The organism is Brevibacillus sp. FSL K6-0770, assembly GCF_038000275.1.
Taxonomy (GTDB): Bacteria; Bacillota; Bacilli; order Brevibacillales; family Brevibacillaceae; genus Brevibacillus; species Brevibacillus parabrevis.
The window spans coordinates 4,789,300-4,815,273 of record NZ_JBBOBQ010000001.1 but is presented as its reverse complement, the minus strand read 5'-3'; the positions used below and the strand labels follow the sequence as shown (position 1 = coordinate 4,815,273).

At 51.5% G+C, this 25,974-nt stretch carries 27 protein-coding genes; 16 read left to right on the top strand and 11 right to left on the bottom strand.

Translation table 11 applies throughout. The annotated features are described in order from the left end of the window. Positions 1 to 3 precede the first annotated feature (3 nt). The 5 genes from NST23_RS22855 to NST23_RS22835 all read left to right on the top strand — a co-directional run bounded on the left by NST23_RS22855 (position 4) and on the right by NST23_RS22835 (position 5,331). A complete protein-coding gene (locus NST23_RS22855) occupies positions 4 to 1,002 on the top strand; it encodes an ABC transporter ATP-binding protein (RefSeq protein ID WP_122964517.1) in 999 nt (332 codons plus the stop codon). Beyond that, positions 1,002 to 1,985, top strand: coding sequence for an ABC transporter ATP-binding protein (locus NST23_RS22850; protein ID WP_063227392.1), 984 nt, complete (start codon positions 1,002 to 1,004; stop codon positions 1,983 to 1,985). Before NST23_RS22855 ends, NST23_RS22850 begins: the two co-directional genes overlap by 1 nt. Positions 1,986 to 2,079: 94 nt before the next feature. Continuing rightward, complete coding sequence (locus NST23_RS22845; RefSeq protein ID WP_340964637.1) at positions 2,080 to 3,738, top strand: peptide ABC transporter substrate-binding protein; 1,659 nt, start codon at positions 2,080 to 2,082, stop codon at positions 3,736 to 3,738. A 61-nt stretch (positions 3,739 to 3,799) separates the two neighbouring features. Next, on the top strand, positions 3,800 to 4,537 hold the full coding sequence (locus tag NST23_RS22840) for a gamma-glutamyl-gamma-aminobutyrate hydrolase family protein (protein ID WP_208715206.1): 738 nt from the start codon (positions 3,800 to 3,802) through the stop codon (positions 4,535 to 4,537). Next, complete coding sequence (locus NST23_RS22835; protein ID WP_173596757.1) at positions 4,534 to 5,331, top strand: M55 family metallopeptidase; 798 nt, start codon at positions 4,534 to 4,536, stop codon at positions 5,329 to 5,331. Before NST23_RS22840 ends, NST23_RS22835 begins: the two co-directional genes overlap by 4 nt. A 35-nt stretch (positions 5,332 to 5,366) precedes the next feature. Here NST23_RS22835 and pdxR read toward each other — a convergent pair whose 3' ends face one another. After that, complete coding sequence (pdxR, locus tag NST23_RS22830; RefSeq protein ID WP_340964635.1) at positions 5,367 to 6,797, bottom strand: MocR-like pyridoxine biosynthesis transcription factor PdxR; 1,431 nt, start codon at positions 6,795 to 6,797, stop codon at positions 5,367 to 5,369. Between the two features lie 141 nt (positions 6,798 to 6,938). Here pdxR and NST23_RS22825 point away from each other — a divergent pair, with 141 nt between their 5' ends. Further along, positions 6,939 to 7,832: an arylamine N-acetyltransferase family protein gene (locus NST23_RS22825; RefSeq protein WP_242774483.1), complete on the top strand. Its 894-nt coding sequence runs from the start codon at positions 6,939 to 6,941 to the stop codon at positions 7,830 to 7,832. Here NST23_RS22825 and NST23_RS22820 read toward each other — a convergent pair. Further along, positions 7,825 to 7,950 carry a hypothetical protein gene (locus tag NST23_RS22820; protein WP_281869677.1) on the bottom strand — a complete coding sequence of 42 codons (126 nt, stop codon included), beginning with the start codon at positions 7,948 to 7,950 and terminating at the stop codon, positions 7,825 to 7,827. The genes NST23_RS22825 and NST23_RS22820 overlap by 8 nt on opposite strands. 77 nt (positions 7,951 to 8,027) lie before the next feature. Next, positions 8,028 to 9,095, bottom strand: a complete 1,068-nt coding sequence (locus tag NST23_RS22815; protein ID WP_122964523.1) for an NAD(P)/FAD-dependent oxidoreductase — start codon at positions 9,093 to 9,095, stop codon at positions 8,028 to 8,030. Positions 9,096 to 9,268: 173 nt separating this feature from the next. Between NST23_RS22815 and NST23_RS22810 the strand changes: the two genes are divergently transcribed. Further along, the gene (locus tag NST23_RS22810; protein WP_173596760.1) at positions 9,269 to 9,532 is read left to right on the top strand and encodes a DUF1450 domain-containing protein; all 264 of its coding nucleotides are present in this window, start codon (positions 9,269 to 9,271) and stop codon (positions 9,530 to 9,532) included. A 112-nt stretch (positions 9,533 to 9,644) separates the two neighbouring features. Here NST23_RS22810 and mqnE read toward each other — a convergent pair whose 3' ends face one another. Beyond that, positions 9,645 to 10,748 carry an aminofutalosine synthase MqnE gene (gene mqnE, locus NST23_RS22805; protein ID WP_173596761.1) on the bottom strand — a complete coding sequence of 368 codons (1,104 nt, stop codon included), beginning with the start codon at positions 10,746 to 10,748 and terminating at the stop codon, positions 9,645 to 9,647. Positions 10,749 to 11,056: 308 nt separating this feature from the next. Here mqnE and NST23_RS22800 point away from each other — a divergent pair, with 308 nt between their 5' ends. From NST23_RS22800 to NST23_RS22785, 4 genes are all read left to right on the top strand, one after another. Next, entirely contained in the window at positions 11,057 to 11,275 is a 219-nt protein-coding gene (locus NST23_RS22800; protein WP_063227402.1) for an aspartyl-phosphate phosphatase Spo0E family protein, read from the top strand. A gap of 145 nt (positions 11,276 to 11,420) precedes the next feature. Continuing rightward, the gene (erpA, locus tag NST23_RS22795; RefSeq protein WP_063227403.1) at positions 11,421 to 11,780 is read left to right on the top strand and encodes an iron-sulfur cluster insertion protein ErpA; all 360 of its coding nucleotides are present in this window, start codon (positions 11,421 to 11,423) and stop codon (positions 11,778 to 11,780) included. Positions 11,781 to 12,064: 284 nt separating this feature from the next. Continuing rightward, complete coding sequence (locus NST23_RS22790) at positions 12,065 to 12,517, top strand: VOC family protein (RefSeq protein ID WP_173597507.1); 453 nt, start codon at positions 12,065 to 12,067, stop codon at positions 12,515 to 12,517. Positions 12,518 to 12,730: 213 nt separating this feature from the next. Further along, positions 12,731 to 14,212 carry a DUF4153 domain-containing protein gene (locus NST23_RS22785; RefSeq protein WP_274874320.1) on the top strand — a complete coding sequence of 494 codons (1,482 nt, stop codon included), beginning with the start codon at positions 12,731 to 12,733 and terminating at the stop codon, positions 14,210 to 14,212. A 29-nt stretch (positions 14,213 to 14,241) separates the two neighbouring features. On the opposite strand, the gene NST23_RS22780 is transcribed toward NST23_RS22785, so the two are convergent. The 3 genes from NST23_RS22780 to NST23_RS22770 form a co-directional block, all read right to left on the bottom strand. After that, positions 14,242 to 14,817 carry a hypothetical protein gene (locus NST23_RS22780; RefSeq protein WP_274874319.1) on the bottom strand — a complete coding sequence of 192 codons (576 nt, stop codon included), beginning with the start codon at positions 14,815 to 14,817 and terminating at the stop codon, positions 14,242 to 14,244. Positions 14,818 to 14,947: 130 nt separating this feature from the next. Then, positions 14,948 to 16,390, bottom strand: a complete 1,443-nt coding sequence (locus NST23_RS22775) for a M20 family metallopeptidase (protein WP_340964631.1) — start codon at positions 16,388 to 16,390, stop codon at positions 14,948 to 14,950. 63 nt (positions 16,391 to 16,453) lie between these two features. Continuing rightward, positions 16,454 to 17,695: an MFS transporter gene (locus NST23_RS22770; protein ID WP_122964530.1), complete on the bottom strand. Its 1,242-nt coding sequence runs from the start codon at positions 17,693 to 17,695 to the stop codon at positions 16,454 to 16,456. A 231-nt stretch (positions 17,696 to 17,926) separates the two neighbouring features. On the opposite strand from NST23_RS22770, the gene NST23_RS22765 reads away from it, so the two are divergent. The 4 genes from NST23_RS22765 to NST23_RS22750 all read left to right on the top strand — a co-directional run bounded on the left by NST23_RS22765 (position 17,927) and on the right by NST23_RS22750 (position 21,084). Beyond that, positions 17,927 to 19,255, top strand: coding sequence for an HTH domain-containing protein (locus tag NST23_RS22765; RefSeq protein WP_122964531.1), 1,329 nt, complete (start codon positions 17,927 to 17,929; stop codon positions 19,253 to 19,255). Positions 19,256 to 19,373: 118 nt separating this feature from the next. Beyond that, on the top strand, positions 19,374 to 19,760 hold the full coding sequence (locus NST23_RS22760; RefSeq protein WP_063227407.1) for a cupredoxin domain-containing protein: 387 nt from the start codon (positions 19,374 to 19,376) through the stop codon (positions 19,758 to 19,760). A 136-nt stretch (positions 19,761 to 19,896) separates the two neighbouring features. Further along, positions 19,897 to 20,277, top strand: a complete 381-nt coding sequence (locus NST23_RS22755; protein ID WP_254223309.1) for a hypothetical protein — start codon at positions 19,897 to 19,899, stop codon at positions 20,275 to 20,277. 168 nt (positions 20,278 to 20,445) lie between these two features. After that, positions 20,446 to 21,084: a hypothetical protein gene (locus tag NST23_RS22750; protein WP_122964532.1), complete on the top strand. Its 639-nt coding sequence runs from the start codon at positions 20,446 to 20,448 to the stop codon at positions 21,082 to 21,084. Between the two features lie 145 nt (positions 21,085 to 21,229). Here NST23_RS22750 and NST23_RS22745 read toward each other — a convergent pair whose 3' ends face one another. The 4 genes from NST23_RS22745 to NST23_RS22730 all read right to left on the bottom strand — a co-directional run bounded on the left by NST23_RS22745 (position 21,230) and on the right by NST23_RS22730 (position 24,441). After that, positions 21,230 to 21,886 carry an RNA ligase family protein gene (locus tag NST23_RS22745; RefSeq protein ID WP_340964630.1) on the bottom strand — a complete coding sequence of 219 codons (657 nt, stop codon included), beginning with the start codon at positions 21,884 to 21,886 and terminating at the stop codon, positions 21,230 to 21,232. After that, the gene (locus NST23_RS22740; RefSeq protein ID WP_340964628.1) at positions 21,876 to 22,835 is read right to left on the bottom strand and encodes an AAA family ATPase; all 960 of its coding nucleotides are present in this window, start codon (positions 22,833 to 22,835) and stop codon (positions 21,876 to 21,878) included. Before NST23_RS22740 ends, NST23_RS22745 begins: the two co-directional genes overlap by 11 nt. Before the next feature lie 173 nt (positions 22,836 to 23,008). After that, a complete protein-coding gene (locus tag NST23_RS22735; protein WP_167470298.1) occupies positions 23,009 to 23,269 on the bottom strand; it encodes a hypothetical protein in 261 nt (86 codons plus the stop codon). A gap of 161 nt (positions 23,270 to 23,430) precedes the next feature. Beyond that, positions 23,431 to 24,441: an NAD(P)/FAD-dependent oxidoreductase gene (locus NST23_RS22730; protein ID WP_122964535.1), complete on the bottom strand. Its 1,011-nt coding sequence runs from the start codon at positions 24,439 to 24,441 to the stop codon at positions 23,431 to 23,433. Between the two features lie 339 nt (positions 24,442 to 24,780). On the opposite strand from NST23_RS22730, the gene NST23_RS22725 reads away from it, so the two are divergent. Beyond that, on the top strand, positions 24,781 to 25,971 hold the full coding sequence (locus tag NST23_RS22725; protein ID WP_340964626.1) for an NAD(P)/FAD-dependent oxidoreductase: 1,191 nt from the start codon (positions 24,781 to 24,783) through the stop codon (positions 25,969 to 25,971). The last annotated feature ends 3 nt before the right edge of the window (positions 25,972 to 25,974 follow it).

The following is a 25,974-nucleotide window of genomic DNA, read 5'->3' as shown; positions in this document are numbered from 1 at the left end:
AACGTGAAATTGCTCCAGGTAGAAAACTTGAAAACGACATTTCACATCGACGCAGGACAGGTGCAAGCCGTCCGCGGGATTTCCTTTCACGTCGAAAAAGGCGAGTCCATCGGCATCGTGGGAGAATCCGGTTCGGGCAAAAGCGTGTCGATGCTCTCCCTTTTGAAGCTGCTGCCGGACAACGCCACATTGACAGCGGACAACATCTTGTTTGACGGCGCGCAGATGGTCAATACGAGTCAAAAAGCGATGCGCAAAATGCTCGGGCGCGACATTGGCATGATTTTTCAAGACCCGATGACGTCGCTGAATCCGCTGTTTACCGTCGGCGAGCAAATCATCGAGCCGCTGCGCATTCACCAAAAGCTGTCGAAGGAAGCGGCGCGGCAAAGAGCGATCGAGATTTTGCGCATGGTGGAAATCCCCAGTCCCGAAAAGCGATTGAAGCAGTATCCGCACGAATTTTCCGGCGGCATGCGGCAGCGCGTCATGATTGCCATCGCCCTGTCCTGTTCGCCCAAGCTGCTGATTGCCGACGAGCCGACGACCGCGCTCGATGTGACGATTCAGGCGCAAATCCTCGATCTGATGCGCGATTTGAAAGACAAGCTGAACGTCTCGATTGTGATGATTACGCACGATCTCGGTGTAATTGCCAACATGTGCAACCGGATCATCGTCATGTACGGCGGCACGATTGTTGAGCAAGGAACGACTCGCGAAATTTTTTACAAACCGCGCCATCCGTATACGTGGGGGCTGTTGCGTTCCATCCCGCAGTTTACGGAAGGGGAAAAGAAAAAGCTCATCTCCATCCCGGGCAGCCCGCCCGATTTGCTCCGCCCGCCTGCCGGATGTGCCTTCACGTCGCGCTGTCCGTACGCAATGAAAGTTTGCGAAAAGCAGCCGCCGCAGTCCGTCGCGCTGTCTGAAACCCACCAGGCCGCCTGTTGGCTGATGCATCCAAAAGCGGCCAACCATATGCGGGAGGTGATCGGCTAATGGCAAAGCCCGCTTCGGCGCTGGTAGAAGTGCGGAATTTGAAAAAGCATTTCGAGGTGCAAAAGAGCTTCCTCGGCCGCAGCTCTACGCTGCTCAAGGCAGTAGACGACGTCAGCTTTACGATTTTCAGAGGGGAGACATTCGGACTGGTCGGAGAATCCGGGTGCGGCAAATCGACGATCGGCAGGACGCTGTTGAAGCTGTACGAGCCAACTGCTGGCGAGATCATTTTCGACGGCCAGCCAATCACCCGGCTCACGCACAAAGAAATGTTGCCCTACCGCAAAAAAATGCAAATGATTTTCCAAGACCCGTACGCTTCGCTCGACCCGCGCATGACGATCGCGCAGATTATCGGAGATCCGCTGGCGGTACATAACATTTATCGCGGAAAGGACCGAGTGGATCGGGTCAAGGAGCTGATCGAGCTGGTCGGATTGAAAGCGGATCACCTCAATCGGTATCCGCATGAATTTTCCGGGGGCCAGCGTCAGCGGATCGGGATCGCTCGCGCTCTGGCCGTCGAGCCGGAGTTCATTATTTGCGACGAACCGATTTCTGCCCTGGACGTCTCGATTCAGGCGCAGGTCGTCAACATGCTGGAAGAGTTGCAGGAACGATTCGGGCTGACCTACTTGTTCGTCTCCCACGACTTGTCGATGGTTCGGCACATTTCCCACAAAGTCGGCGTCATGTACCTGGGGAGCCTGGTCGAATACGCGAGCGTGCACGATTTGTACACGAACATGCAGCATCCGTACACGCGGGCGTTGTTGTCTGCGGTACCGATTGCCGACCCGGACACGGCAGAAGGGAGCGAGCGCATCCACCTCCAGGGTGATGTGCCCAGCCCGCTGAATCCACCGAGCGGCTGTGCGTTTCGGACACGTTGTCCACATGCGCTGCACCGCTGCGCAGAAGAGAAGCCTGCTTTAAAAGACAGCGGCAACGGCCACCTCGTTGCTTGCCATTTGCTCGATTGACAGTCTTTTCGCCATCTTTTCGCTTTTCACCAGCGAGATATGAATGCCGTGTTTTCGGACGGCTCATATAAATGCAAAAAATGGGGGGACGAGTATGAAAAAGAGGTTGGGCATCGTTTTGGCGGCGCTACTTGCGATCACATCAGTCACAGCCGGATGTAGCAGCTCAGGCACGGCACCGCAGGGAGAGAATCAAGGACAGCAGACCGCGCCGAAAGCGGAGGGCGAGAAGCCTGCTGCCGAGCAAAAAATCATTTATGCGTTGAGCAAAGAACCGGAGGAGATGGACCCGACACTGAACGTGTACGCGCGCTCGTCCATCGTGTTGCAAAACTTGTTCCGCGGTCTTTATAAAATCGATGAATCCGGAAAAAAGCCCGTGCCGTCACTTGCCGAAGGGTATGAGCTGGATGCGACAGGCACCAAGTACACTTTTAAAATCGACAAAAATGCCAAATGGTCTGACGGAAAGCCCGTAACCGCCCAAGACTTCGAGTATTCCTGGAAGCGTGTGCTCAATCCGGACGTCGCTTCCGGCGCGGCTTTTTACTTGTACTACATCAAAAACGGCAAGGCGTACAACGAAAAGCAAGCGAAAGCAGAAGATGTCGGCGTCAAGGCCGTCGATGAAAGCACGCTGGAAGTAACGCTGGAAAATCCGACTCCGTACTTCCTGGAGCTGTTGTGCGTTACCGCCTACTACCCGGTGCGTCAGGACGTAGTGGAAAAAGAAGGCTGGACCAAATCGCCCGAGACGTATTTGACGACAGGACCGTTCATGCTGACAGAGCTTCGCCCGAAAGAAAAATACGTCCTGAAGAAAAATCCGAACTACCTCGAAGCGGATAAAGTGAAGCTGGATACGCTGGAAATCGTGTTCATCGAGTCCACCGAAGCAGAGCTTGCCGCCTATACGAACGGCGAGATTCACGTGTCCGACAACATCAGCCCGGAAGGCATGAAGCAGTATCAAAGCACGTCTGATTTTTTCTCTGTTCCCCGGATCGGCATGCAATATTTTGATTTCAACGCATCCAAAAAGCCGTTTGATGACGCGAAAGTCCGCAAAGCATTCAGCATCTCGATCAATCGCGACCAGATCATCAAAAATATCGTGCAGTCTGTAGAGAAGCCTGCTTTTGGCATGGTGCCGTACGGAATCCCGGATGGGGTGCAAAAAGACAAGGAATACCGCGATGTCGTCGGCAACGTGTTCAGCGAAAACGTCGACGAGGCGAAAAAACTGCTCGCCGAAGCAGGGTATCCGAACGGGCAAGGCATCCCGGAAATTACGATGATCGTCATGGCGAGCCAGTCGGACAAAGACATCGCCCAAGCGCTGCAAAGCATGTGGAAGCAAAATTTGGGAGTAGATGTCAACATCCAGACGTTTGAATCGAAAGTGTATTGGGACGAGATTGAAAACGGCAATTTCCACATCGCTTCTGACGGTTGGACAGGAGACTACCCGGACCCGATGACGAACCTCGACATCTTTGAAGGCGTGAATACAGCCGACGACCTGAGATGGAACAGCGCCGAATACGACCGTTTGCTGGAAGAAAACCGCAAAATCTCCGATCAGGCAAAGCGGATGGAAAACTTCGCGAAGGCGGAAAAAATCTTGGCCGACGAAATGCCGCTGATGCCGATTCGCTTCTTTGAAGATCAGTTCCTGGCGAAGCCGAATGTCAAAGGCGTGCTGAAAAACTACATCGGTCACACCATTTTTGAATATGCGCATGTAGAATAACATTTCAACGGGGAAAGGGCCGGTAAGTGGAAGCTTGTCGGCCCTGCCTCACGAGGGAGCCATGAAGATGAAGCCGATTATCGGTTTGACCACATTTTTGTCCGAACAGTCGAAGTACAGTACGGTAAGCCGAAACTACGTCGACTCGATTTACGCTGCGGGAGGCGTGCCGATCACGATTCCGATCGTAGAGGACAAGACAGATTACAGCGAGTACATAGACTTGGTAGACGGCATTTTGTTCACGGGCGGCAACGATATCGCGCCGTACTATTTTGGCGAAAATCCGCTGAAAGAGCTGCACTCGATGTCTTCGATCCGCGACGAATACGAACTCTCGCTTTTTCGCAAAGCGTATGAGAAAAACGTGCCGATTTTCGGGATTTGCCGGGGCATCCAACTGATCAATGTCGCGCTGGGAGGCAGTCTCTATCAGGACATCTACAGCCAAATTCCCGGCGCTTTGGGGCACTCGCCGACGCAAACAGCTTCCGATGAACTGTACCATTCCATTCAAATCAGCAAACATACGCAACTGTATGATATCTTTGGAGAAGAGCGAATTTTCACCAATTCTTTCCATCACCAATCGGTCAAACAACTGGGAAAAAACCTGATCGCGACGGCATTTTCCGAGGATGGGATCGTGGAGGCGCTCGAAAGCACGGAGGAGCGGTTTTTGCTGGGGGTTCAATGGCACCCGGAATGCATGACCAAACGACACCCGATGTTTCTGAAGCTGTTTTCTGCGTTTATTCAAGCATCGCTTGTCCACAAACAAAAGGAGGTATCGGCATGAAACTGTTTATCAGCGCGGATTTGGAAGGAGTAGCAGGCATCGTCAACTGGACGGAAGCCGACATCGAAAGCTCGTTTTCCAAATACTTTACCGAACAGATGACGAAAGAAGTGAATGCAGCCTGTGAAGCGGCGATTGCGGCGGGGGCAACGGACATTCTCGTAAAAGACGCGCACAGCACAGCGCGCAACCTCGATCCGTCCAAACTGCCTGAGCAGGTGAAAATTTTGCGGGGCTGGACGCGCGATCCGTATTCGATGATGGCAGGGCTGGACGAGAGCTTCGACGGCGTTTTGTTTATCGGCTACCACGCGGCGGCGGGGGCGAATGGCAACCCGCTGGCGCATACCATGAACATGCAAAACGAGTATGTCAAAATCAACGGAGAAATCGCCAGCGAGCTGCTGATCAACGTCTACATTGCCGCTTCCATGGGTGTGCCTGCGTTGCTGGTCACCGGAGACAAAATGATTTGCGAAGAAGCGCAGACGATCAACCCGCACATCAAGACGGTTCCCGTCAATGAAGGCATCGGCAACGCAGCTATCTCGATTCATCCGAATGTCGCTTTGCGACAAATCAAGGAACAGGTTCAAGCTGTACTTGCCGATGACTTGTCCAAATACAAGGTGCAACTGCCGGAAACGTTTCATGTCGAGATCGCTTTCCGCGAGCATTATTTGGCTTATCGCGGCTCTTTCTATCCAGGAGCCAAGCAGACGGGCGCCAAGACCGTCGAATTTGCGGCGGACGACTACATGGAAGTGTTGCGCTTTTTGTTTTTCGTCTTGTAAAACGTTTAAAACGAGCTGTTCCGGAGGCTTTGCGCCTAGCGGGACAGCTCGCTGATTCCTTTCCACGCCTGGCTCAACCGTTTGATGCCCTCCTCCATTTTGCTCTCATCCATCCCGGCAAACCCCATATAAATACGCGGATACTCTGACGCAGGCGGAGTCATCCACAGCTCGCTGACATCGTACACCTGCACACCGTTTTCCGCTGCCCGTTTTACAAGAGACGAAGCTGGCTCGCGCGTTTTCACCGTCAACTGGACATGCAGACCTGCATTGTGGCCGGAAATGGTGACGAGCTCGCCCAAATGAGCGTGAAGCAGCTCGATGAACCGATGATGCGCTTTTGCATATGTACGCCTGATCCGGCGAATATGACGGTACCAGTGGCCTTGTTCCATGAAAGCTTGCATGGCCCATTGATCGATCCTTGAAGGCCCCTGATACAAATATTGAATGCTTGGAAGTTTGCGGGCAAGCTCAGCGGGCAGCACCATGTAGCTCATGCGAAGCGCAGGAGAGAATGCTTTGGAAAAAGTGCCCAGATAGACGACCCTTCCGGCGTGATCCAGCCCTTGCAGGGAAGGGATAGGCTTGCCGACATAGCGAAATTCGCCGTCGTAGTCATCCTCGATGATGAAGGCTTCGCTGGTGCGCGCCCATTGCAGCAAGCGTTCCCGCTCCGGGTACGGGATGATGCTCCCCGTGGGAAATTGATGAGAAGGGGTAATATAGACGACTTGTGCCTGGGAACGAGCGACTTCGTCCAGAGAGATCCCTTTTTCATCGACGCCGATCGGTGTAACCCGATAGCCGCTTTGCAAAAAATGGTCGCGAACAGGGGCATAGCCAGGCTCCTCAAACGCGATATGATTCACACCTTGCAGGAGCTTGATCAAAATGGCGATGCTGTATTGAATCCCGGAGCTTACGACAATTTGTTCAGGGATGCAGCGAACCCCTCTTGAATGGCGCAAATAGGACGCAAGAACGGTACGAAACGAAAGCTCGCCCTGTGGATCGCCATAACTGCAAATTTTGTGTTGGGCATGATCCAGCGCATGGTGCAGCATCTTTCGCCAAAGGCGAAAAGGGAAGGTCTGTTCATGAATGGCTGAAGGGCGAAAATCGATCAGGGCGGAAGCAACTCCGGGCGCGAAAGGCAGCGATGACAGGTCTTTTTGGTCAACCATCTGTCTCGTTTGTGTCTGGGGCGGCTCTAACTGGAACGGACTGGCTACATACAGACCGGAGCGGGGCCTGCTGATCACATAGCCTTCTGTCACCAGCATCTGGTAGGCGGTTTCGACCGTCGTTTTACTGATGTGCATATGCTGCTGAAGCGATCGGATCGAAGGCAAGCGGGAGCCGTACGGCAAATCGCCGTTTTTAATCTGGTCGCGTATTTGCGTGTACACCTGTATGTACTGTGGCTCGGGAGCGTGACTGTTGATGGAAAGAGAAAGCATCCGACGACAAGCTCCTTTCGCATCTGTCTTTAAAAAATACTTCGAAACTGTCTCTTTTTGCAGGGGCAGTTCTAGTATAAATTGAGGGAGGATTCCCTTCAACAAAAAAGGGAGGAAGAAAGCTGGAGCGGAGGATGACCGATGATATTGACGAGAGAAGAACAAAAAGCGTATGTAAAACGTCTGGGCATAGCGGATATTTCAGCTCCGACCAAATCGTACTTGTTTGAACTGCAAAAAGCGCATGTACACAAGCTGCCCTGGCAGACGCTCGATATTTTTGCGGGAAAGCCAACCACTATCGAGCCGCGTGAAACCGTCCAGATGGTGATAGCAGGCCGGAGCGGTTATTGCTTTCATCTAAACGGGGCGTTTGCTGCGTTGCTTCGTTCGTTGGGATATAAAGTTTCCATGCATCGGGCAGGTGTTCAGCCGCTGGGAGAATCGCCGCGGGTCAACTCGTTCCACCTCGGTTTGACCGTCCAACTCACAAATGATGCGGGAGAAGAGGAAAACTGGCTGGTCGATGTCGGCCTCGGAGACATGCCTGTGGAACCGTTGCCGATGCGCTTTGGCGTCTATGAGCAAACTCCGTACACCCACAAGCTCCTGCCGTCGAGTGTTGCGGCTGGGGGATGGCGTCTGGATCACGACCCCGAGGCCAATTTTGCCGGAGTAGACTTTGCTCCCGAAGTTGTCGAGGACATTCGTGTATTCCAGCCCAATCACGAGCATTACTGTCATTCCGCTGATTCTCCGTGGATCAATCTGTTTCTCATCCGAAACCGGAGCGAGCAGGCGTCCAACGAGCTGCGGGGGTGCATCTGGCGAAAGCATGACAAAGACGGCATCCGCAAGATGGAGATCGAATCGAAAGCCATGTGGCTCGAATTGCTGGGAGACATGTTTGGCGAGCATCTCGTTCGTTACAACAGTCTGGAACGGGACGCGATTTGGCAAAAAGTGTGCGCGAAGCATGAAGAGTGGAAAAGGGCGCAGGAGCGAGAGGCTGGGCGGACGGAGACGACTATGTAAGCAACACGAATACGGCATCCGAAATCCCCTGCCTATCCTCGATCATAGCCCCACACCCCATCGTAATCAATGTTTCTTGACCAATCAGGCGGCACATCGTTTGGATACGTTCATTCATTTGAACATTCACGCCTTTTCAGCATGCATGACACAAAAAGAAAACCTGTTTGACCAACTGGCCAACAGGCTTGCATGTTATCCCATATGTTTTTTGTACATCCAGAGCTGACCGCTTTTGATGACGCGTGCCATCTGGCCGACCAGAGACATTTTCCCCATGCTGGCAAAGCCCTCTTTTTTGCCGAGGGAGCCGAGGAAGCCCTTGTGCTTGAGCGCTGGCAGCGAGGCAGGGTATTCTTCGCCCTTAATGTCTTTTTTCAGCATCATGGCGATTTGGTCACCTTGAATCTCGGCTGTCTGGGCGCTCGGCGCAATGATCGTGCTCGCACAGTCGCCTACGACGTAAACGTTTGTATGGGTAGGAATCTGGTGATACTGATTTAACTTGGCGCGTCCGATGTTGTCTGTCTCAATCGGCAGGGAGCGAATGATGCGATTGGCCTGAATACCGGCTGTCCACACGATGACATCGCTTTGAACCGGCTGGTTGTGGTTGTACACCACTCCCGGTTCGATTCCTGTTACACAAGCCATGGAGACAAGCTGAACCTCATGCTCGATAAACCATTGGGAAGCGTATTCCTGCAATTTTTTCGGGAATGGGCTCAAAATGCTTGGGCCGCGGTCGATGATGCGCACGTTCAGGTCGGGACGGCTTTCGCGCAGTTCTGCTGCCATTTCCACACCGGAAAGTCCACCACCCACAACGGTAACCGTACCATATGGATTCACATTATTGATTGCCATGTATGTGTTGCGGGTAGCTCCCATGGATTGGATCGAGCAAGTAAACTGCTCTGCACCAGGTATGTCATGGTAGCGATCCTCACAGCCCAATCCGATGACGAGCCAATCGTACGAGAGGGCGTCCCCGTTTGCAAAATTGACGACCTGCTCGTCCAAATCCACTTCGCTGACTTCGCCGTATTTGACAGTCAGGCGCGGATCGTTTGGAAAATTAACTCGCAAGTGAGATTCTGGCGTAGTACCTGCTGCCAGAGCGTAGTACTCCGTTTTCAAGCCGTGAAACGGCATACGGTCTACGAGGGTAATAAACACGTCGTCTGGTAAATCAGGGGACAGGACTCGCTCGATAATACGAAGACCCCCGTATCCTCCACCAAGGATCACAAGTCGTTTCATAGAAGGTCTAGTCCTTTCTTCTGTCCGTTTTTTACAGCACCCATTCTATTTTTAGTCTCTTTCCGTAAAAATGCAAGCAGAATCTTTTTCCCGTTTTCTCCGCTGGATTTTTGCAAAAGTCGCGGTACAATAAAGTACGTGACGATGTTGGAATAATCGGTAGGTGAAGATAGATGAAACCTTTGGTAGAATTTTGCGCGAGCAACGTATCTTCCTACACACAGCCTGTCGTGGACGCTCTGGAAAACGACCCCGAGCTGGACGTCGATGTTCTTGAATACGGCTGTCTCGGCTATTGCGGAGAGTGCTACATGGAGCCGTTTGCCCTGGTAAACGGAACGCTTTTGCAAGCTCCGTCGGCCGATGAATTGCTTGTAAAAATCAAGAACTACTTGCGGGAGGAAGAAGAGCTGCTGAATGCAGACTTTCCTCTATAAGCTGTTTTCTTAGGATGTTCATTGAAGCCCGCGAAAAAACGCGTGTGTACGGAAATAAAAAAGAAGCTGATGTCCCACGACGCGACGGTCGGGCATCAGCTTCTTGCCGTTTTTAGTGTTCTTTGATGACGTTGTAGAACGTATCGCGTTCCAGGGCGCGTTTGCCAGCGCCTTTGATCAGCCAGACAAGCTCGTCAACCGTCAAGGCTTGCTGGGTGAGTGCTCCGGCCGAGTGGCTGATGCGCTCTTCAATCAAAGTGCCGTGCGCATCGGAAATCCCCATAGTCAGCGACAGTTGCGTCAGCTGTGTACCGATATTAATGAAGTAAGCTTTGATGTGCTGGAAATTGTCCAGCATGAGGCGGCTGATTGCCATTGTTTTCAGGTCGTCGATGGCAGAGTTGCGGCGTTTGATGCCGGCAGTTGCCTTGATCGGCTGAACAGCGAGCGGGATGAATACCATGAAGCCGTTTGTATCGTCTTGCAGCTCGCGGAGGCGCAGCATGTGAATGACGCGCTCTTCCAAAGTTTCGATGGAGCCGTACAGCATGGTTGTATGTGTCCGGAAGCCAAGCTCATGAGCGGTGCGGTGAACTTGCAGGTACATGTCTGTGCTCGCTTTTTCCGGGCTCATTTTCATCCGGTAGCGCTCCGTCAAAATTTCGGCGCCGCCGCCAGTCAGCGTTTCCAGACCTGCTTTTTTCAGTTCGAGCAAAACTTCGCGAATGGACAGACCGGAGATGCGGGAGAAAAACTCGATCTCTGCACCTGTGTAGGCTTTCATGGTGACATCCGGGTAAGCTTGCTTCAGGATGCGCACGTTGTCGAGATAGTATTCAAACGGCTTGTGCTGATTGTGGCCGCCCACGATGTGAAATTCACGAATCCCTGGATGAAAGCGGGTTTCAACATAATGAAGCAGTTCTTCTTTGCTCATTGTGTATGCGCCCTCGTCGCCTTCATCACGACGGAATCCGCAAAATCTACAGTGAGCTTCGCAAACGTTTGTCGGATTGATGTACATGTTTTGCAAAAAGTAGACTTTATCTTCGTTTTTGCGGTAATTGACGACATTTGCCAATTGTCCGATCGTCAAAAGATCGTTGGAGTTAAAGAGAGTAACGCCGTCTTCCAAAGTGAGGCGTTCGCCGTGCATGACTTTTTCCGCGATTCCGGCGAGCGATTTGTCTTGGATGGCAATGGTTTCAAGCGCCATTCCAAACACTTCCTTTCTAGATCGAGTGGTAAGGGATAAGAGCTGTTCGTCCAGGCCATGCCCAATCAGAAACGTTCCTTGGGGGTGGAGAAAGCTCAATAAAAAGGGAAAATCTCGGGCAACAAGGCATCTATATTATAAACCTGTTAGTATGTACGAACAATAAGATAAGTTCTCCAACTGTTTGCTGTAAAATTCTAACATTTATCGCCATATTTTTGTTGCATTTTTGGGGGAATGTGGGAAATTTTGTTTGCGAAATGATGGCCGTTCTTGTAAAATATAGTAAGAAAGCCTGAAGCTTCATAATGCGGGACGTTTTGCTCGAAAAAATCGAACTCCTTCGACAGCGTATGGTAATTATGGGGTTAGAGGTTGGGTTGGATCATCCAGAAGTCCTAGAATACAGTATGCAAATTGATCAACTACACAACGAACTGAACCAGATAGATCATAATCTGTCTAAGGTAGGCCGAAAGAAGACGTATCGTTTTTATTTAACCGAGAACAATGCTTTTTTTGCATAAGGAGGGGGAGCCCTTCTTTTTTGTTTGCCTTTTTCCAGCAGTATGAGCGCCCGAAGTGCAGGGGAACCTTGTGAGAAGGGTTGCATCTTTTGTATACTGAACATATAGAAAGGGTAAAGTTAGCCTGCAAAGGAGGGAGTCAAGCATGATTACATTGACAGAAAAAGCCAGCTTGAAAGTAAAAGAGATGTTGGCAGCAGAAAACAAGCCCGGGATGTTTTTGCGGGTAGGTGTTCGACCTGGCGGTTGCAGCGGCTTTACGTATGGGATGGGCTGGGATCAGGAAATGAAGGAAGGCGACGAAACCTTCGAACAACACGGCGTGAAGATTGTTGTCGACAAGGACAGCTATCTATACATTAAAGGTACCGAGATTGATTACAAGGAATCGATGATGGGCGGCGGCTTTTCCATCGAAAATCCGAATGCCATCGCTTCTTGCGGCTGTGGGTCGTCCTTCAAGACCGCGCTGGCAAAAGGCAAAGAGGAAAAATGTGACGATTAAAATAGGGCTAGACTGTATGGGAAAAACCTCTTTGGTTCGTGTGGATCGAATGCACGAACCGAAGGGGGTTTTTTATTTGTGGCTATGTTAAAACGCCGTACAAGGAACCGTGGAAATGGACGAAACGTATTTCTTGTTCTCCGAAAAGGGCAGTTTCGTTTAATGATTAAAAATAATATGCAGGAGATAATAGCGTAACTCCGAATTGTTAAATTACAAAAATGTTAGAATTTTTCGTAGTTTACTATACTGTGATTTATCTGTACACATAAGGAGATAAAACTATGGACAAAAACAAATTGCTAAGAATGGACAATGTTGGCATCGTTGTAGAATCCCTTGATGACGCAATCGCTTTCTTCGAGGAGATTGGCTTGAGGCTCGAAGGGCGAGCTACTGTCGAAGGCGAATGGGCTGGTCGCGTAACCGGGCTAGGTTCGCAGTGTGTAGAGATTGCTATGATGGTTACTCCGGATGGCCACAGCCGACTTGAACTTTCGCGCTTTCTCACCCCACCCACTATATCAGACCACCGAACTGCTCCTGTAAATTCCCTCGGTTATCTACGCGTCATGTTCGCGGTTGAAGACATTGACGAAATGGTATCCAGACTCACTAAGCATGGTGCTCAGCTCGTTGGCGAAGTGGTTCAGTACAAGGACTCGTACCGGCTCTGCTACATTCGTGGAGTTGAAGGACTGCTGATCGGTTTGGCGGAACAGCTCGGCAATAAATAAGGGACGTTTAGTCGTGATGCATGAACTTTACTAACGGGTACGATAGCCCAATAAGCCGCCTCTTCCATGGGGCGGTTTTCTTATCGTAAAATATTTATTGCTTCCAGCATTTGTAACAAATGACCAAGCCCGCGCGTACTAACTACAAGCAGTTGCCGCATAGCTGCGATCTCTGTTCCTTTCAGAAGAGGAAAATCACAAGGAGTGAAGGACGTGGCGGAACGGTCACAGGAACAAAAAGCTTACCAGTGGTTGCTGCTGGGGGCTTTCGGAATCGGCTGTTTTGGCGATTTGCTGTTTTACGGCAAAAATTATGGCGTATCGTACCCGCTGTTTTTTATAGGAATGTATGCGCTGTTCGTATGGCAAGCCAAGCTGCATCAGAGACTGAGCTTTTCACGGGAAAACAAATACATCTGGCTTCTGTGTGTGCCGATCGGCATGTTGTCGCTTACGTTTGCGCTCTTTTCCAATGGCTACTTTCACTTGTTCAACTTCGTGCTGGTGCCGATGCTGTTTGTGCTGCAAACGATGCTTTTCACCGGGCGCCATAAAGCAAAATGGCATGAGATTATGTTTGTGGGAGAGCTGTTGGAGATATTGGTTTACTATACGCCGAAGCATACACGGCTGCCGTTCATCATGATCAAAGGATCGGTCAAAGGCCGGATGAACCAGCGAAACTACGGCGTGTTGAAAAAAATCATGACCGGGCTCTTGATCTCCTTGCCGATTTTGCTCGTCGTGCTGACCTTGTTGTCACAAGCGGACCGCGTGTTTGGCCATTTTCTGAATGAAATTCCCGATATGCTGATTGATGTAGATTCAGTCGAAGGCATGTTTCGCCTGTTTGTGATCGGACTTGTAACGCTAGTAGTGTTTGGCTACATGTACTCCCTGTTTGGCAAACGGGCAGACACGGTGGAGCTTCCGCAGCCGCAAGAGCAGGAAAAGATCGTCTGGGACGGGATTATTTTGGTGACGATCCTGACGATTATTGATGCCGTGTATGCTGCTTTTACATACATCCAGATTTCGTATTTGTTCAGCGGAGCGAAAGCAGCTCTCCCGGAAGGACTGACGTACGCCGAGTATGCCAAAAACGGCTTCAACGAGCTGCTGACAGTGACGGTCATCAATTTCATCATCTTGCTTGCCACGCTGTATCTCGTATCGCGCAAAAATCGGCTGTTGTATCGCTCTGTACAAGTGTTGCTCACGCTGCTTACGGTCTGTACCAGCTTTATGCTCTTTTCGGCGTACTATCGGCTGTCGTTGTACGAAGCAGCTTATGGCTACACGCATACCCGTTTGCTCGCTCATCTGTTCATGATTTTTTTGCTGATCCTGTTTGCGATCGCCTTGTGGAAAATTTGGCGAGACAGCTTTTCGTTGTTCAAATATTACGCGCTCGTGACGCTCGCGAGCTACGTGTTTATCAACTACATCAACATGGACGTCATCATCGCCCAAAATAACCTAGAGCGCTATCGGGCAACGGGAAATATTGACGTCGAGTATTTGGGCAGGCTTTCGTACGATGTGGTGCCGTATTTGCAGGAATTGAAAGCGGACGAATCGTTGAAAGCAGCTGTGACGTATGAGCTGGAAAACAAATGGGCGGAACTGCGCGGAGAGTCGAGCTGGCAGTCGTTCAACTGGTCGAAGTACAGGGCGAAGCAGTACCTTCCCTAACCAAAAAGCAAAGCGGAGACGAGGGGCAGCTATCGTCTCCGCTTGCTTTTTTGGCGATAGAAAAGGAACAAGGCGATGACACAAAAGACGACCGCAACTGCGCCGGCGAAAGCGGGAAGCGTCCAATCGGTTGCAGACGAAGGGGGCGGAGGGAGCGGAGCGCTTCCGGTTCCCAAGGCTTGCAAGTCTTCTGTCGCATCGGCGAGCAGGGTGGTGCGGGTGCAAATGTTTGTCTCCAGATCGCTGTGTTCCCAGTACGAGGCGTAGACAAGGTATTCGTCTCCCGGCTGAAAAGGAATGCCGCATCCGCCGCCCAAGCCACTCGTGACGACAAGCACCTGTGATTGCAAGGCTCCTTTCCAGACAGTCTGCACTTCAAACGTAACATCGAAGCCGATTCTTGCCGGGGTAGACGAAAAGGGCATTCTCACAGGCTCCTCGACGCGAAGCACTTTTCCGCTGAAGACGGCAGCAGATTGCCCCAGCGCTGTCACCGGATCGGGAGCAGGAGCACAACTGCAAGCCGCTGCCGGACTTGGGCTGAGCAAAGAGGTAACGATGATCGCGACAGCGAATAGCCAGTATGGTATGGCGCGAAACAGCATGGAAAATCACCCCCGGTATTTATTTGACGAGGGAAGAGGGAGAGTGTTCCAGTTGTGCCCAAAAAGCCCTTGCCGCTCTGAAAAAAAGAGCGAAGCAAGGGCTTTTATACGATACAGCAGGTTTATCCTATTAGCGCCGAGCGGCTGGCTTGATGTCGGCCGGGATTGGGCAGACGTAGGAGGTGCCGTCCAGCTTTTCTCGCAGCTCGGCTTTGGCCTCCGCGATTTTTTCCGGGTGAAGCAGGACGTCGATGGCGGTTGCGGCCATGACTTTGCCCGCGTGCAACATTCCTTTGTGGCCGATCGACATGCCGCCTTGGGCTACGGCTTGCCACGAATGCAACTGGGTGCCCATCGCAAAGCACGTCGTTGAACATTGGACAGTCGGGACGATCCAGCTGACATCGCCCACATCAGTCGAGCCCGACATGAGTCTTGCTTGCGGAAGCAGAGGCAGGAGTACAGTGGAAAGCTCCTCGCTGCTCAACTGCTCTGTCAGCTTTTTACCGGATGCCCCCATGACTTTGGCAATCATGTTCAGATCGCTGCTTTTGTCCGACTCGGGAATCGTCTCGCGAATTTGGCGGGCGAAGTTCTGCTCTTCCTCGGTAAAAGCAGGAGTGCCCAACTGTTTGAAATTGTCGTACATGACGCGCTCCAGCGTCTGGTTCGGAATCAGGTTGGAGCATGCTTTGTCAAAAATGATGTCCACGGCCGTTTCCGTCATCATGGCCGCTCCCTGGGCAATCTTTCTGATCCGTTGATAAATTTCTTCGACCTGCTTCGCATGGGGAGCGCGGATCAAATAGAGCACGTCCGCTTCCGCCTGCACGACATTTGGCGAAAAGCCTCCCGAATTGGTAATCGCATAGTGCACGCGGGCTTCCGGGATGATGTGCTCGCGCAAGTAGTTGACCCCGATATTCATCAGCTCGACGGCATCGAGGGCGCTGCGGCCAAGGTGCGGTGCAGCCGCGGCGTGAGCAGCCTTGCCTTTGAACTTGAAGTACACCTGATAGTTGGCGAGGCTGCTGATCGACATGAGCGTGTTAAACGTTTGCGGATGCCAGCAAATCGCGTAGTCCGCATCGTCGAACAAGCCTTCGCGAGCCATGTACGCTTTGCCGGAACCGCCCTCTTCTGCCGGACAACCGTAGTAGCGCACGGTCCCTTCCAGTTGGTTTTCTTCCATATAATGGCGAATGGCGACTGCGGCAGCCAACGATCCTGTTCCGAGCAGATTGTGGCCGCAGCCGTGACCGTTTCCGCCTGGCTGGATCGGGGTGTGGGCGGCTGTTCCGCGTTCCTGACTAAGCCCGGAGAGAGCGTCGTACTCGCCCAAAATAGCGATCACCGGAGCACCGCTCCCGTAGCTTCCGACAAAAGCCGTCTCGATTCCCGCCACGCCTTTTTCTACTGTGAAGCCTTCGTTTTCCAATGCCTCGCATAAAAGCTCTGCGGAGCGAAATTCTTCAAAGCGTGTTTCGGCAAACTCCCAAATCCGGTCGCTCACATGCGTGAACCATTCCTTTTTTTGCTCGATGATTTCAGAAATGCGTTGATGATAGGACATAATAACACCTCATTGTTCCATTCTTTTTTGCATGCTGGCTTGCGCCGCGCGTACAGTCTGGCGCTAGTTGCCGACGGGAACCGAGCTGGCAGGTTCGCTTGTGGCTGGCGGTACTGTGCGAATCGTCATCCCGATAAAAAACGGAATGGCGACAGCGATGATCAAAAGCCAAAATGCTGCATCATAGGAGCCGTTGAACTGCTGGATCATGAAGCCCATGGCTGTCGGCGCGATCACTCCTGCGAGCTGCCCGCCGAGATAGATCAAGCCGGAAGCGGCACCGACAGAAGACGCGTCTATGTATTTGAGCGGCATCGTCAACGTAGTGGTAACAGCTGCGGCGAGACCGATATTGGCAATGGCCTGATAAAAGACAACCAGAGCGACGGTAGGAGCTTTCGACAAGAGATAAAGCGCTATGATGCCGATGAAAGAACCGATGACAATCAATAATTTTTCGCGGCCTACCATTCGTTTGTCCAACAGCCAGCCAGTGATGAGAACCGTCACAAAAGACAGAACGGCTGGAATCGCAGCCAATGCCCCCATGGCTACCATATCGAGATGGCGAACCTTGACCATGTAGGAAGGCATCCAGGACATCATGCCCCACGTTACCATGGAGATGCCGAAGTATATGGCCATCAGCTTCCAGAGCATGGAGATTTTCAAGAGCGAGCGGAGGGGCAGCTTATCCTTTTTCGTTGTTGCCATACTTTCTGCTGCTTTGGTTGGGTGTAAAAATTTGGCGTACAAAAGCGCTAAAAACAAGCCGAGAACACCGAGGATGACGAACATGATTTGCCAGCCGAAGTGTTGGGACAAGCTGGCGGCTACAAGCGTGGCGAGTACAGACCCGATGGTGGTGGCAGAGGTCAAGATGGACTTGGCCCGGGCGCGTTCATGCTGCGAAAAGCTTTCCGCTACCGCAACAGAGCTGGCGGAAGGATAGCTTCCCTCGCCGATTCCGAACAGAAAGCGGATGACGATGAGCGAGAGGAACGACCAGGCAGTACCTGTGAGGATCGTAAAAAGAGACCAGACGACGACGGAAACGAGAATGACTTTTCGCGAGCCGAATTTGTCGGCGAGACTGCCCCCGATCGGCTGCATGATCGCATAGCTCAGAAAAAAGCTGCTCAAAATCAGTCCGACCTGGGTTTCGGTCAGGCCAAATTCCTGGGAAATCGGGATCACGGCAACGTTGATGGCAACCTTGTCAAAATAGTTGATAATCCAGCCGAGACAGAGAAGTCCGAGGACCAGGTACTTGTTCTTGCTGTTCGCTACTGCGCTTGTGTTCATCGTAAGGCCTCCTTGTTAGCGTTTTCATGGTTGGATGCGAATGGTGCAAAAAAAACATCGGCGAGCAAGTCGGAAGGCAGCACACTCCTTTAAAAACTATTTTTGGACACTATAAAGACGATTTCTAAAAACAACTTTACGGCATTGTTTTGAACATTGCAAGTCTTTTCAAAATATTTTCAAAGAGGCGCAAATCTCCTATAATGACAAAAGAGTAAAGGGGGAATCTTTATGATCCGTTTGGGTGCTATCCTTGCCCAGCACTCGCAAAAAGAACTGGCATCTGTCCCCATGCGGGTTCAGGACAGCTGCGAGCTGGTCATGCTGCCCTATCATCGTCTGCATGAAACACCGACAATCTACAGGCAAAATCAGCAAAAAGTAGACGGTTTTGTCCTGACAGAGCTTGCGTATGCCTATTTGCTGCAAGAATGGGGAAGCTTCCCGATTCCGACATATACGCTTTCGATCAGCGAGCAAGAGTTTTACAAAAAGCTGTTTCAGCTCAGCCTGCGCAAACGCGATCTCGATTTTTCCAGAGTGTACATCGACTTTATTTTTGAGGCGAATCAGTACCTCGGATTGAAAGAAGTAGTCGGGGCAGACGCCATGCCGTACACGTTGTCTCCGGTGGAAGTGAACGACCAGATTTACGAGGCGGTGCTGGATGAGCATCTCCGCTTGTGGAAAGCAGGCAAAATCGACTTTTCCATGACGCGGATGAGCAACATCGTGCAAGATTTGACGGACCACGGAGTGCCGCATCAGTATGTGTTTCCTTCGCCGGAATCGGCCGCAGCGCAGTTTGAACAGATGGCTGCCGAACTGGCGGCGATCAAGCTGGCGGAGAGCCGGATTGCGATCGGGCATATCACAATCGGGGATGTCGAGGGGCAAAAGGAGAATCTCAACGAATGGGAGCTGCGGCAAATGCTTCTGCACAAGTCACTTTTGGAGTTCAGTGCCGAGAAAAAAGTGCCGTTCATCATCCAGAAATCGGCTGCCAGCTTTGAGATCATCAGTTCATTCAAAGATTTGAAAATGCTGACGGACAACCTCACGCACTGTCTGTTACTCGCCTATTTGGAAAAGACGTTGCCGTTTCCCGTCCACGTCGGCTGGGGGGTGGGCAACAGCATGTACAAAGCAAGGATGAACGCCCAATCAGCGAACAGCATGTCTACAGCAGGCAAAACATCTGGCACGTACGTCGTAACAGACAGCGACCAGGTCATCGGGCCGTTGGGCGAGGAAACATGCTTGCAATACCGCAACCAGATCAACGACTACATTCAGCGGTTGAGCGAAGAGACAGACTTGTCTACCTTGCAGTTGCAAAAAATATTGGCGGTACTCGCGAAGACGGAAAGCAACGAGCTGACGGCGGACGAGCTGGCGTATCACCTCGGACTTACGGTGCGCAGCGCCAATCGCATCCTGAATCGCCTGGAGGAAAAAGGGGTCGCCAAAATTTTGTACAAAAAGCAAGAAAAGCTGCGGGGGCGCCCGACAAAGGTGTACCAAATCGAGTTGCCGGCGGAAGAGGACGGTCCGAAATAATAGACCGTTCAATAATTGGTAGCAATTTCGTCACGATTCAGTCACAGATTCCCAGATTTTGGACGGCTACTTTCCAGTAAGATGGAAGTGTAGAATCAAGTAGAAAGAAGGGGTCATTGTGAACAAGAAGTGGACTCTGTTGGTTTCGGCAGTTGCTTTTTCGGCGATGCTGATGACAGCATGCGGCGGCAAGGAGCAAGCGGCAAACACCAATTCTACAGAGGCTCCGGCGGCAGCGACGGATGGCAATGGAATCAACATCGAAGCTAGCAACTGGAAGTTCAACCAAGATGTTTATGAAGTAAAAGCAGGCGAAGAGTTTACAATCAATTTCAAGTCCACGGAAGGCTTCCATGGAATCGGAATTGAGGGCTTGGACGTCGATATTCAAAAAGACGGCAGCAAAACACTGAAAGTGGATAAAGCTGGCGAGTACAAAATTTTCTGCAACGTGATCTGCGGACCGGAACACGGCAACATGATCGCGAAACTGGTAGTCAAATAAATGCCAAACCCAAACACTCTGGCTCGCATTAGCGGGTTGGGGTGTTTTTTATTTTGCCGATCCACTGTGCTTTACAGGGCGATGACACATGTTTTCCCGCCTTTTGGCACAGATTAAGGAGGAAAAGTTTTCAAGCTTGCTTTCACGAATGGAGATGACAGCTTTGGAAAGAAAGACGTACTACGTCACCATGCAAGCGGGAACGACGGTTGCGGAAATTCGCGATGAAAAAGGCTCCTCCACCTACGATTTTGAGATCGAGGCAACAGACGTGGAGGTCGGCATGATGCGCGATCTGTTCAACAACTGTATTCACGGCGACTTCATGATGTGGATGCACGGGCATACACTCTGGTCGGACATGCCGGATCGGGACAATGACGAGTACGATGACAACTTGCGGGAAATTTATCGGTTGATCTACCAGCACGGTACGGCAAAAACGAAGCAAGATTTGGAGCAAATGGGGCTTGTGAAGCTGTTCGGTTTCGAGAGAGCGGGAATCCGGCCGCTGTAATCAGCCTGTTTGAGAAATTACACATTTTTACATATTTATCCGACAAGCTTGCCACAACCGCTGGGAACAATGACGACGAACAAGGCCAAAAAACGAGTGATGCCTTGAGGCGAGCGCCATGAGTCAAGCAAGGCGAAGGCGCAAAACGAGCGAAAAGGAGAGAACAGCATGAAAAAGTGGACAAACAGCGTGGTAGTAGCCGCAATCGCAGCGGGACTGGTATTGCCTGGTCTTGCACTGGCAGAGGAAACAACTCTCGCAACGACAGGGATGACGACAGCCAGTCGAACAGCACACAGCCACGGCGATCATGAGCGGGTGGACATCAAGGTTCGGCACGGGATGCACGGCAGCGCCCACCAAAAAATGTACATGCTGCTTTTGGCGGAAAAATATACGCCAGATAGTGTGGCCGAGTGGCAAGGAGTGTTCAAGGAACGGGAACGCCTGATGAACGAATTTGCGGCTCTGGGAGAAGACCCGAAATGGAAGGCGAAGCGCGAAGAGCGCAGGCAGCTTGTCAGCAAGCTGAATGAGCAAGTGAAAAAAGGCGAGATTACCAGTGAGCAAATGGAGCAGCAGCTGAAAGACTGGAGAGAGAAAAACATGGGCATGCCGGGCATGAAGGAAGATCGCGAAGCCAGAAAAGCCCGGATGGAAAAGATGAAAACGACGCACGAAGCGTTTGAAGCCGCGATTGAATCGGGGGATGCGGCGAAAATCAAGCAAGTGCTGCCGCAAATGCTGGAGCAGATGAAGGCAAAAAATACGGCGATGGCCCAGCGGCTGGAGCAGAAGAAGAAATAAGCGGATGAACGAGCAAAGGCGTGTGAACCAGGACAATGGTTCGAACACGCCTTTTTGCTGCGAGACATTTTAGCGAGGACAATGACAGGCTACTGACTGCTTATAGCAAACGAGAGCAAGAACGGTCAAGTTAGCCTATTCTGTGTTACTCCGCTTTTAACTGATTCGGCTCAACAGCCTTCGCCATCCAGTGCTGATCGGTTTGGACGTGATTTTTGCGGACGAACTTCGCTGCGCTGTATTTGAAGTCAGCGTAGGCGAAGGAAGCGGTGAGCCGGACGACATAGCCTTCCTGCTCGCCGCCAAACACGGATTGCCGCGTATAGCAGGCCCGCACCTTTTCCTCGTCCCATGGGCCGCGATAGAGCACAGGCGGAGTCTGCAAACCAAGAAGCTCTGCCCATTCCAATGTATCGTCCCAACTGAGGCAGACGTTGCGGTCATCCCAGATGGAAAACAGGTAGAAGTAGCTCGACAACTCCTCATAAAAAATCGAATGCTTGGCAAACACGTTCTCCCCGCAAATGCGGTAACCGGGTGGAAGGTGGTGGGCAATCGAGCCGTGCAGCATTTTGATCCAGTGGCGGGACGGATGGTCGCGGCTGTCGATCGAACGGGCGTGCAAGTAGTCGCGGTACAAGCTGGTGTTTTCTCCGTCCAGCTTTTCTGTCACGACAATTTCTTTTCCAACAAAATGCCGGGTATCTCGCAAAATCCGATCGTCGTCGGTTTTGCTCCGGGACCAGGGCAGGTGAAAGGTGCGCGGATACTTTTGATAGTGGCTCGTCGACTTATTTTCCATAGTGATCCGCCTCTTTGAAAAAGTATAGCTTCGTCAGCATGTCTGCCCCGACCAGATGGTAAATCTCCGACGCGCCTTCATCGCCGCCGTAGGCAATTTTCATGTGCATTTCGATCAGAGCGGCGGCCCGGAAGACAAGCTCGTCGGCAAATCCCAGCTCTTTCAGGAAATGAACGGCAATCTGGCTCGACACGTATTCGTGCCCGTAGTAGCTGCTGTGGCCTTTGGCTTGCTTGAAAACTTTTGTATACAATTTTCCCACGTCGTGAAACAGCGCGACAATTTGCATCAGCAGCTTGTCGTCCTCTTCGTAAAAAGTATTGACGTAATCGAGGACGTGGTACGTATGCTTGCACAGCGTGTGCTGATGGTGCGGGTTGTCTTGCTGAAAATCTTTCATTTGCTGAAAATAAGCGATTCCGGACAAGGCGGCAAACAGCTCGTCGTAGCCGGGTTCGCTTTGCAAAAGGGCGATAAACGCCTCTTTGGTCATCGGGTACGGCACAGGCTCATGCAGCAGGTGGATGGCGGCAAAGCCTTCCTGGTGCAAAGGAACATGCAAGTTTTTATGGTATTTGGCGAGAACCAGCTCATCCAGCTTGCGTTTTCTCGCCTGATTTCGTTGCAGGCAAATTTCAAACGGAGTGCTCACGTAGTAGCATTCCGCCGTCGCGTGCGGGAATCGCTTCAGTACGCTCATCCGCTTGTCCCGATCGACATTGGTGGCGTCGAAGACAACGTCGCTTCCCGCAGCCAACGCTTGCTCGATACGGGCGTAAACCTCGTGGAAAACGAGCGGATTTTTCCGGCGCTTGGCTTCATCCCCGAACAGCTCTAACCGAACGGCATCCGTGGACACGAGTGTCGCCCGTTCTTTTTTGGCGATCAGCCCGGCTGCGCGGGTTTTGCCGCTTCCGGGAATGCCCACCATCATGATGAATTTATTCATAAAATGACGCTCCCCTCAAAAAGTGGTTCCAATAGACGAGTGCAGGGGGTCGACAATTTAACCGATTACATGATTTTTCCGTCCTTTAACAAATAATTCCTTATAGTATAGCGTGTTTTTGCAAAAAGGGAAGAAAAAAATCCCGCCTCTGCCGTGGGCGATAGCGGGATTGCTTACAGCATGTCGGGTGTCCATTCTTGAATGGCTACCGTTTGTGCCAGCTGGCAAGTGCTGCACCAGCCGGTATGCAAGCACAGGTGCTTCTCGCGATCGGGATAGCCGTTGTCCCATTTGGCGTCATCGATCTCCCGGTAAGGGCTGTAGTCGCCGTAAAAGTCGTACAGGCGGCCTGCATCCGCAAGTGGCGTGTAGCATTGTGGGCAAGCTTGCGAGAGAGAAGCGAGCCCATTGCAAACCGGACAAAGATAATCCATGGTTTTCCCTCCAAAAACGTAAACGCTGGTTGTCGTTTTCTCTACTCTGCGTCAGAAGGAAAGCCGCTATGCATCCTGCCCGAAAGCTTCGCCGTCACGAAAAAATCCTTGCACCGCAAAAGAAAAGCGGCACAAGGATTGAATGCTTGCTGATTGTTGAATCAAGCTTTGAAGTTGTCCATGCTGGAGGAATGCCCTGGCTGCAATTTGGCATCCGGGTTGAAGTAGCCTACCGCATTGTTGACGGCCGTTGGCGCTTCCCCGAAGCCGACAGCAATCAGCTTGACTTTGCCCGGATAAGTCGCGATGTCTCCCGCCGCAAAAATGCCGGGAATGTTCGATTCCATGCGCGTGTTTACGACAATCGAACCTTTTTCCAGCTCCAATCCCCAGTTTTTGATCGGACCGAGCGAGGAGATGAAGCCGAAGTTGACGATGACGGCATCGACTTCCAGGTTGAGTTCTTCTTTCGTGGTGCAATTCGTCAGAGTCAGGCGTTCAATTTTTTCTTCTCCGTGAAGAGCGGATATTTCATAAGGTGTCGTGACGTTTACCTTGGACGACATGAGCATCTCTACGCTGTGCTCATGCGCACGGAACTTGTCTCTGCGGTGGATGAGATGGACTTCTTTGGCGATCGGTTCGAGCATCAAAGACCAGTCCAGTGCGGAATCTCCGCCGCCAATGACGGCGACGCGCTGCCCTTTGAAGGAGTTCAGGTCGGTGACGAAATAGTGCAGATTGGATTTTTCGTATTTGACGGCATCTGGGTGTTCCAGTCTGCGGGGTTCGAACGCACCTACGCCTGCCGTGATGATGACAGATTTTGCGTAGTGTACGCCTTTGTCCGTAGTGATTTCAAAAACGTCGTCCGCTTTTTTCTCTACGTTTTCCACTTTTTCTTCCAGACAAACGGTTTGCTGAAAACGTGAAAGCTGCTCCTTCAGGTTATTGATCAAATCTTGAGCCAATATCTTTGGGAACCCGGCTACATCGTAAATGTATTTTTCCGGATAGAGAGCTGACAGTTGCCCGCCAAGCTGGGGCATGCTCTCAATAATTTTCACACTTGCCTGCCTCATGCCACCGTAAAATGCAGTGAACAGTCCGGCAGGGCCTCCGCCAATGATCGTAATGTCGTAGATTTGCTCGTCCTTTTGCAGAAAATTCAATCGAAAGCACCTCCGAATATTCGAAAAACCGAACTCCTCACCCATTATAACCCAACAAAGGAAAGAAAAAAAAGCAGGGAAAAAAACGCCTCGATAGGCAAAAAACCCTTGCAAATCATGGTGGCAATCGATAAGATGAGGGTGACTGTAAAGAAATTGTCACATTTGTTTGTTTCTAAGCTTGTGCTTTTTTTCACAGGTTGGAACATATGACATAACAGGCAATTATTCCGATACGTCATTTTTTATTCACTTGGGCATCTTACTTGGTAACAGCCTACGTGAAATTTCGCACAATCTTCCTCTGGTTACCATTAACAATGAATGGAAGGGATACCGATGAGTGCACCCAAAATCCTCATTCTTGGAGCGGGATACGGCGGCTTGCTGACCACGTTGCAGCTGCAAAAAAAGCTGAATTACAACGAAGCGGAAATCACGCTGGTGAACAAGCACAACTATCACTACATCACGACCTGGCTGCATGAGCCTGCTGCTGGCACGGCTTCTGCCGACCATGCGCGGGTGAGTCTGGAAGGAATCTTGAACCAGGACAAAGTCCAGTTCATCAAAGGAACGGTTCAGGCGATCGATCCGCAGGAGCAAAATGTCACACTCGATAGCGGCGAAGTGCTGACCTACGATTATCTCGTGATCGGATTGGGCAGCGAACCGGAGACGTTCGGCATCGAGGGATTGAAAGAGCATGCGTTCAGCATTCGCAGCATCAACGCTGTCCGCCATATTCGCGAACATATCGAGTACATGTTTTCCAAATACAAAAACGAGCCGCATCGTACGGACTACCTGACTTTCGTTGTCGGGGGAGCGGGCTTTACGGGAATCGAGTTTTGCGGGGAACTCGGCGACCGTCTGCCGGAGCTGTGCCAGGAGTTTGACGTGGACCCGGAGCTGGTCAAAGTATATTGCATCGAAGCGGCTCCATCTGCTTTGCCGGGCTTTGATCCCGAACTGGTGCAGTACGCCATGGATGTGCTGGAGCGCAAAGGCATCGAGTTCAAAATCGGCACGCCGATCAAGCAGTGCACACCGGACGGCGTCCTTTTGGCAACCGGGGAAGAAATCAAGTCGAAAACGGTGGTCTGGGCAGCAGGTGTGCGCGGCAACAGCATCGTCGAAAAAGCTGGCTTCGAAGTCATGCGCGGCCGCGTCAAGGTAGATGAATATTTGCGCGCGCCGGGCTATGAAAATGTGTTCGTTGTCGGAGATTGCGCCCTGATTTTCAACGCAGAAGGCCGTCCGTACCCTCCGACAGCGCAAATCGCGGTTCAGGAAGGCGAGACGCTCGGAGAAAACCTCGCCGCGCTGATCCGTGGCGAGCTACCACAGAAGTTTGTCCCTCATCTGCAAGGAACGCTGGCTTCTCTCGGAAAAGGCGAGGGAATCGGCCAGGTCGGTTCGAAAAAGCTGTTTGGCAGCACAGCGGCGATGATGAAAAAGGCAAGCGATCTGCGCTATCTGTACAAAATCGGCGGGGTCGGCCTCGCCTTGAAAAAGGTAAAGCTGTAAGCG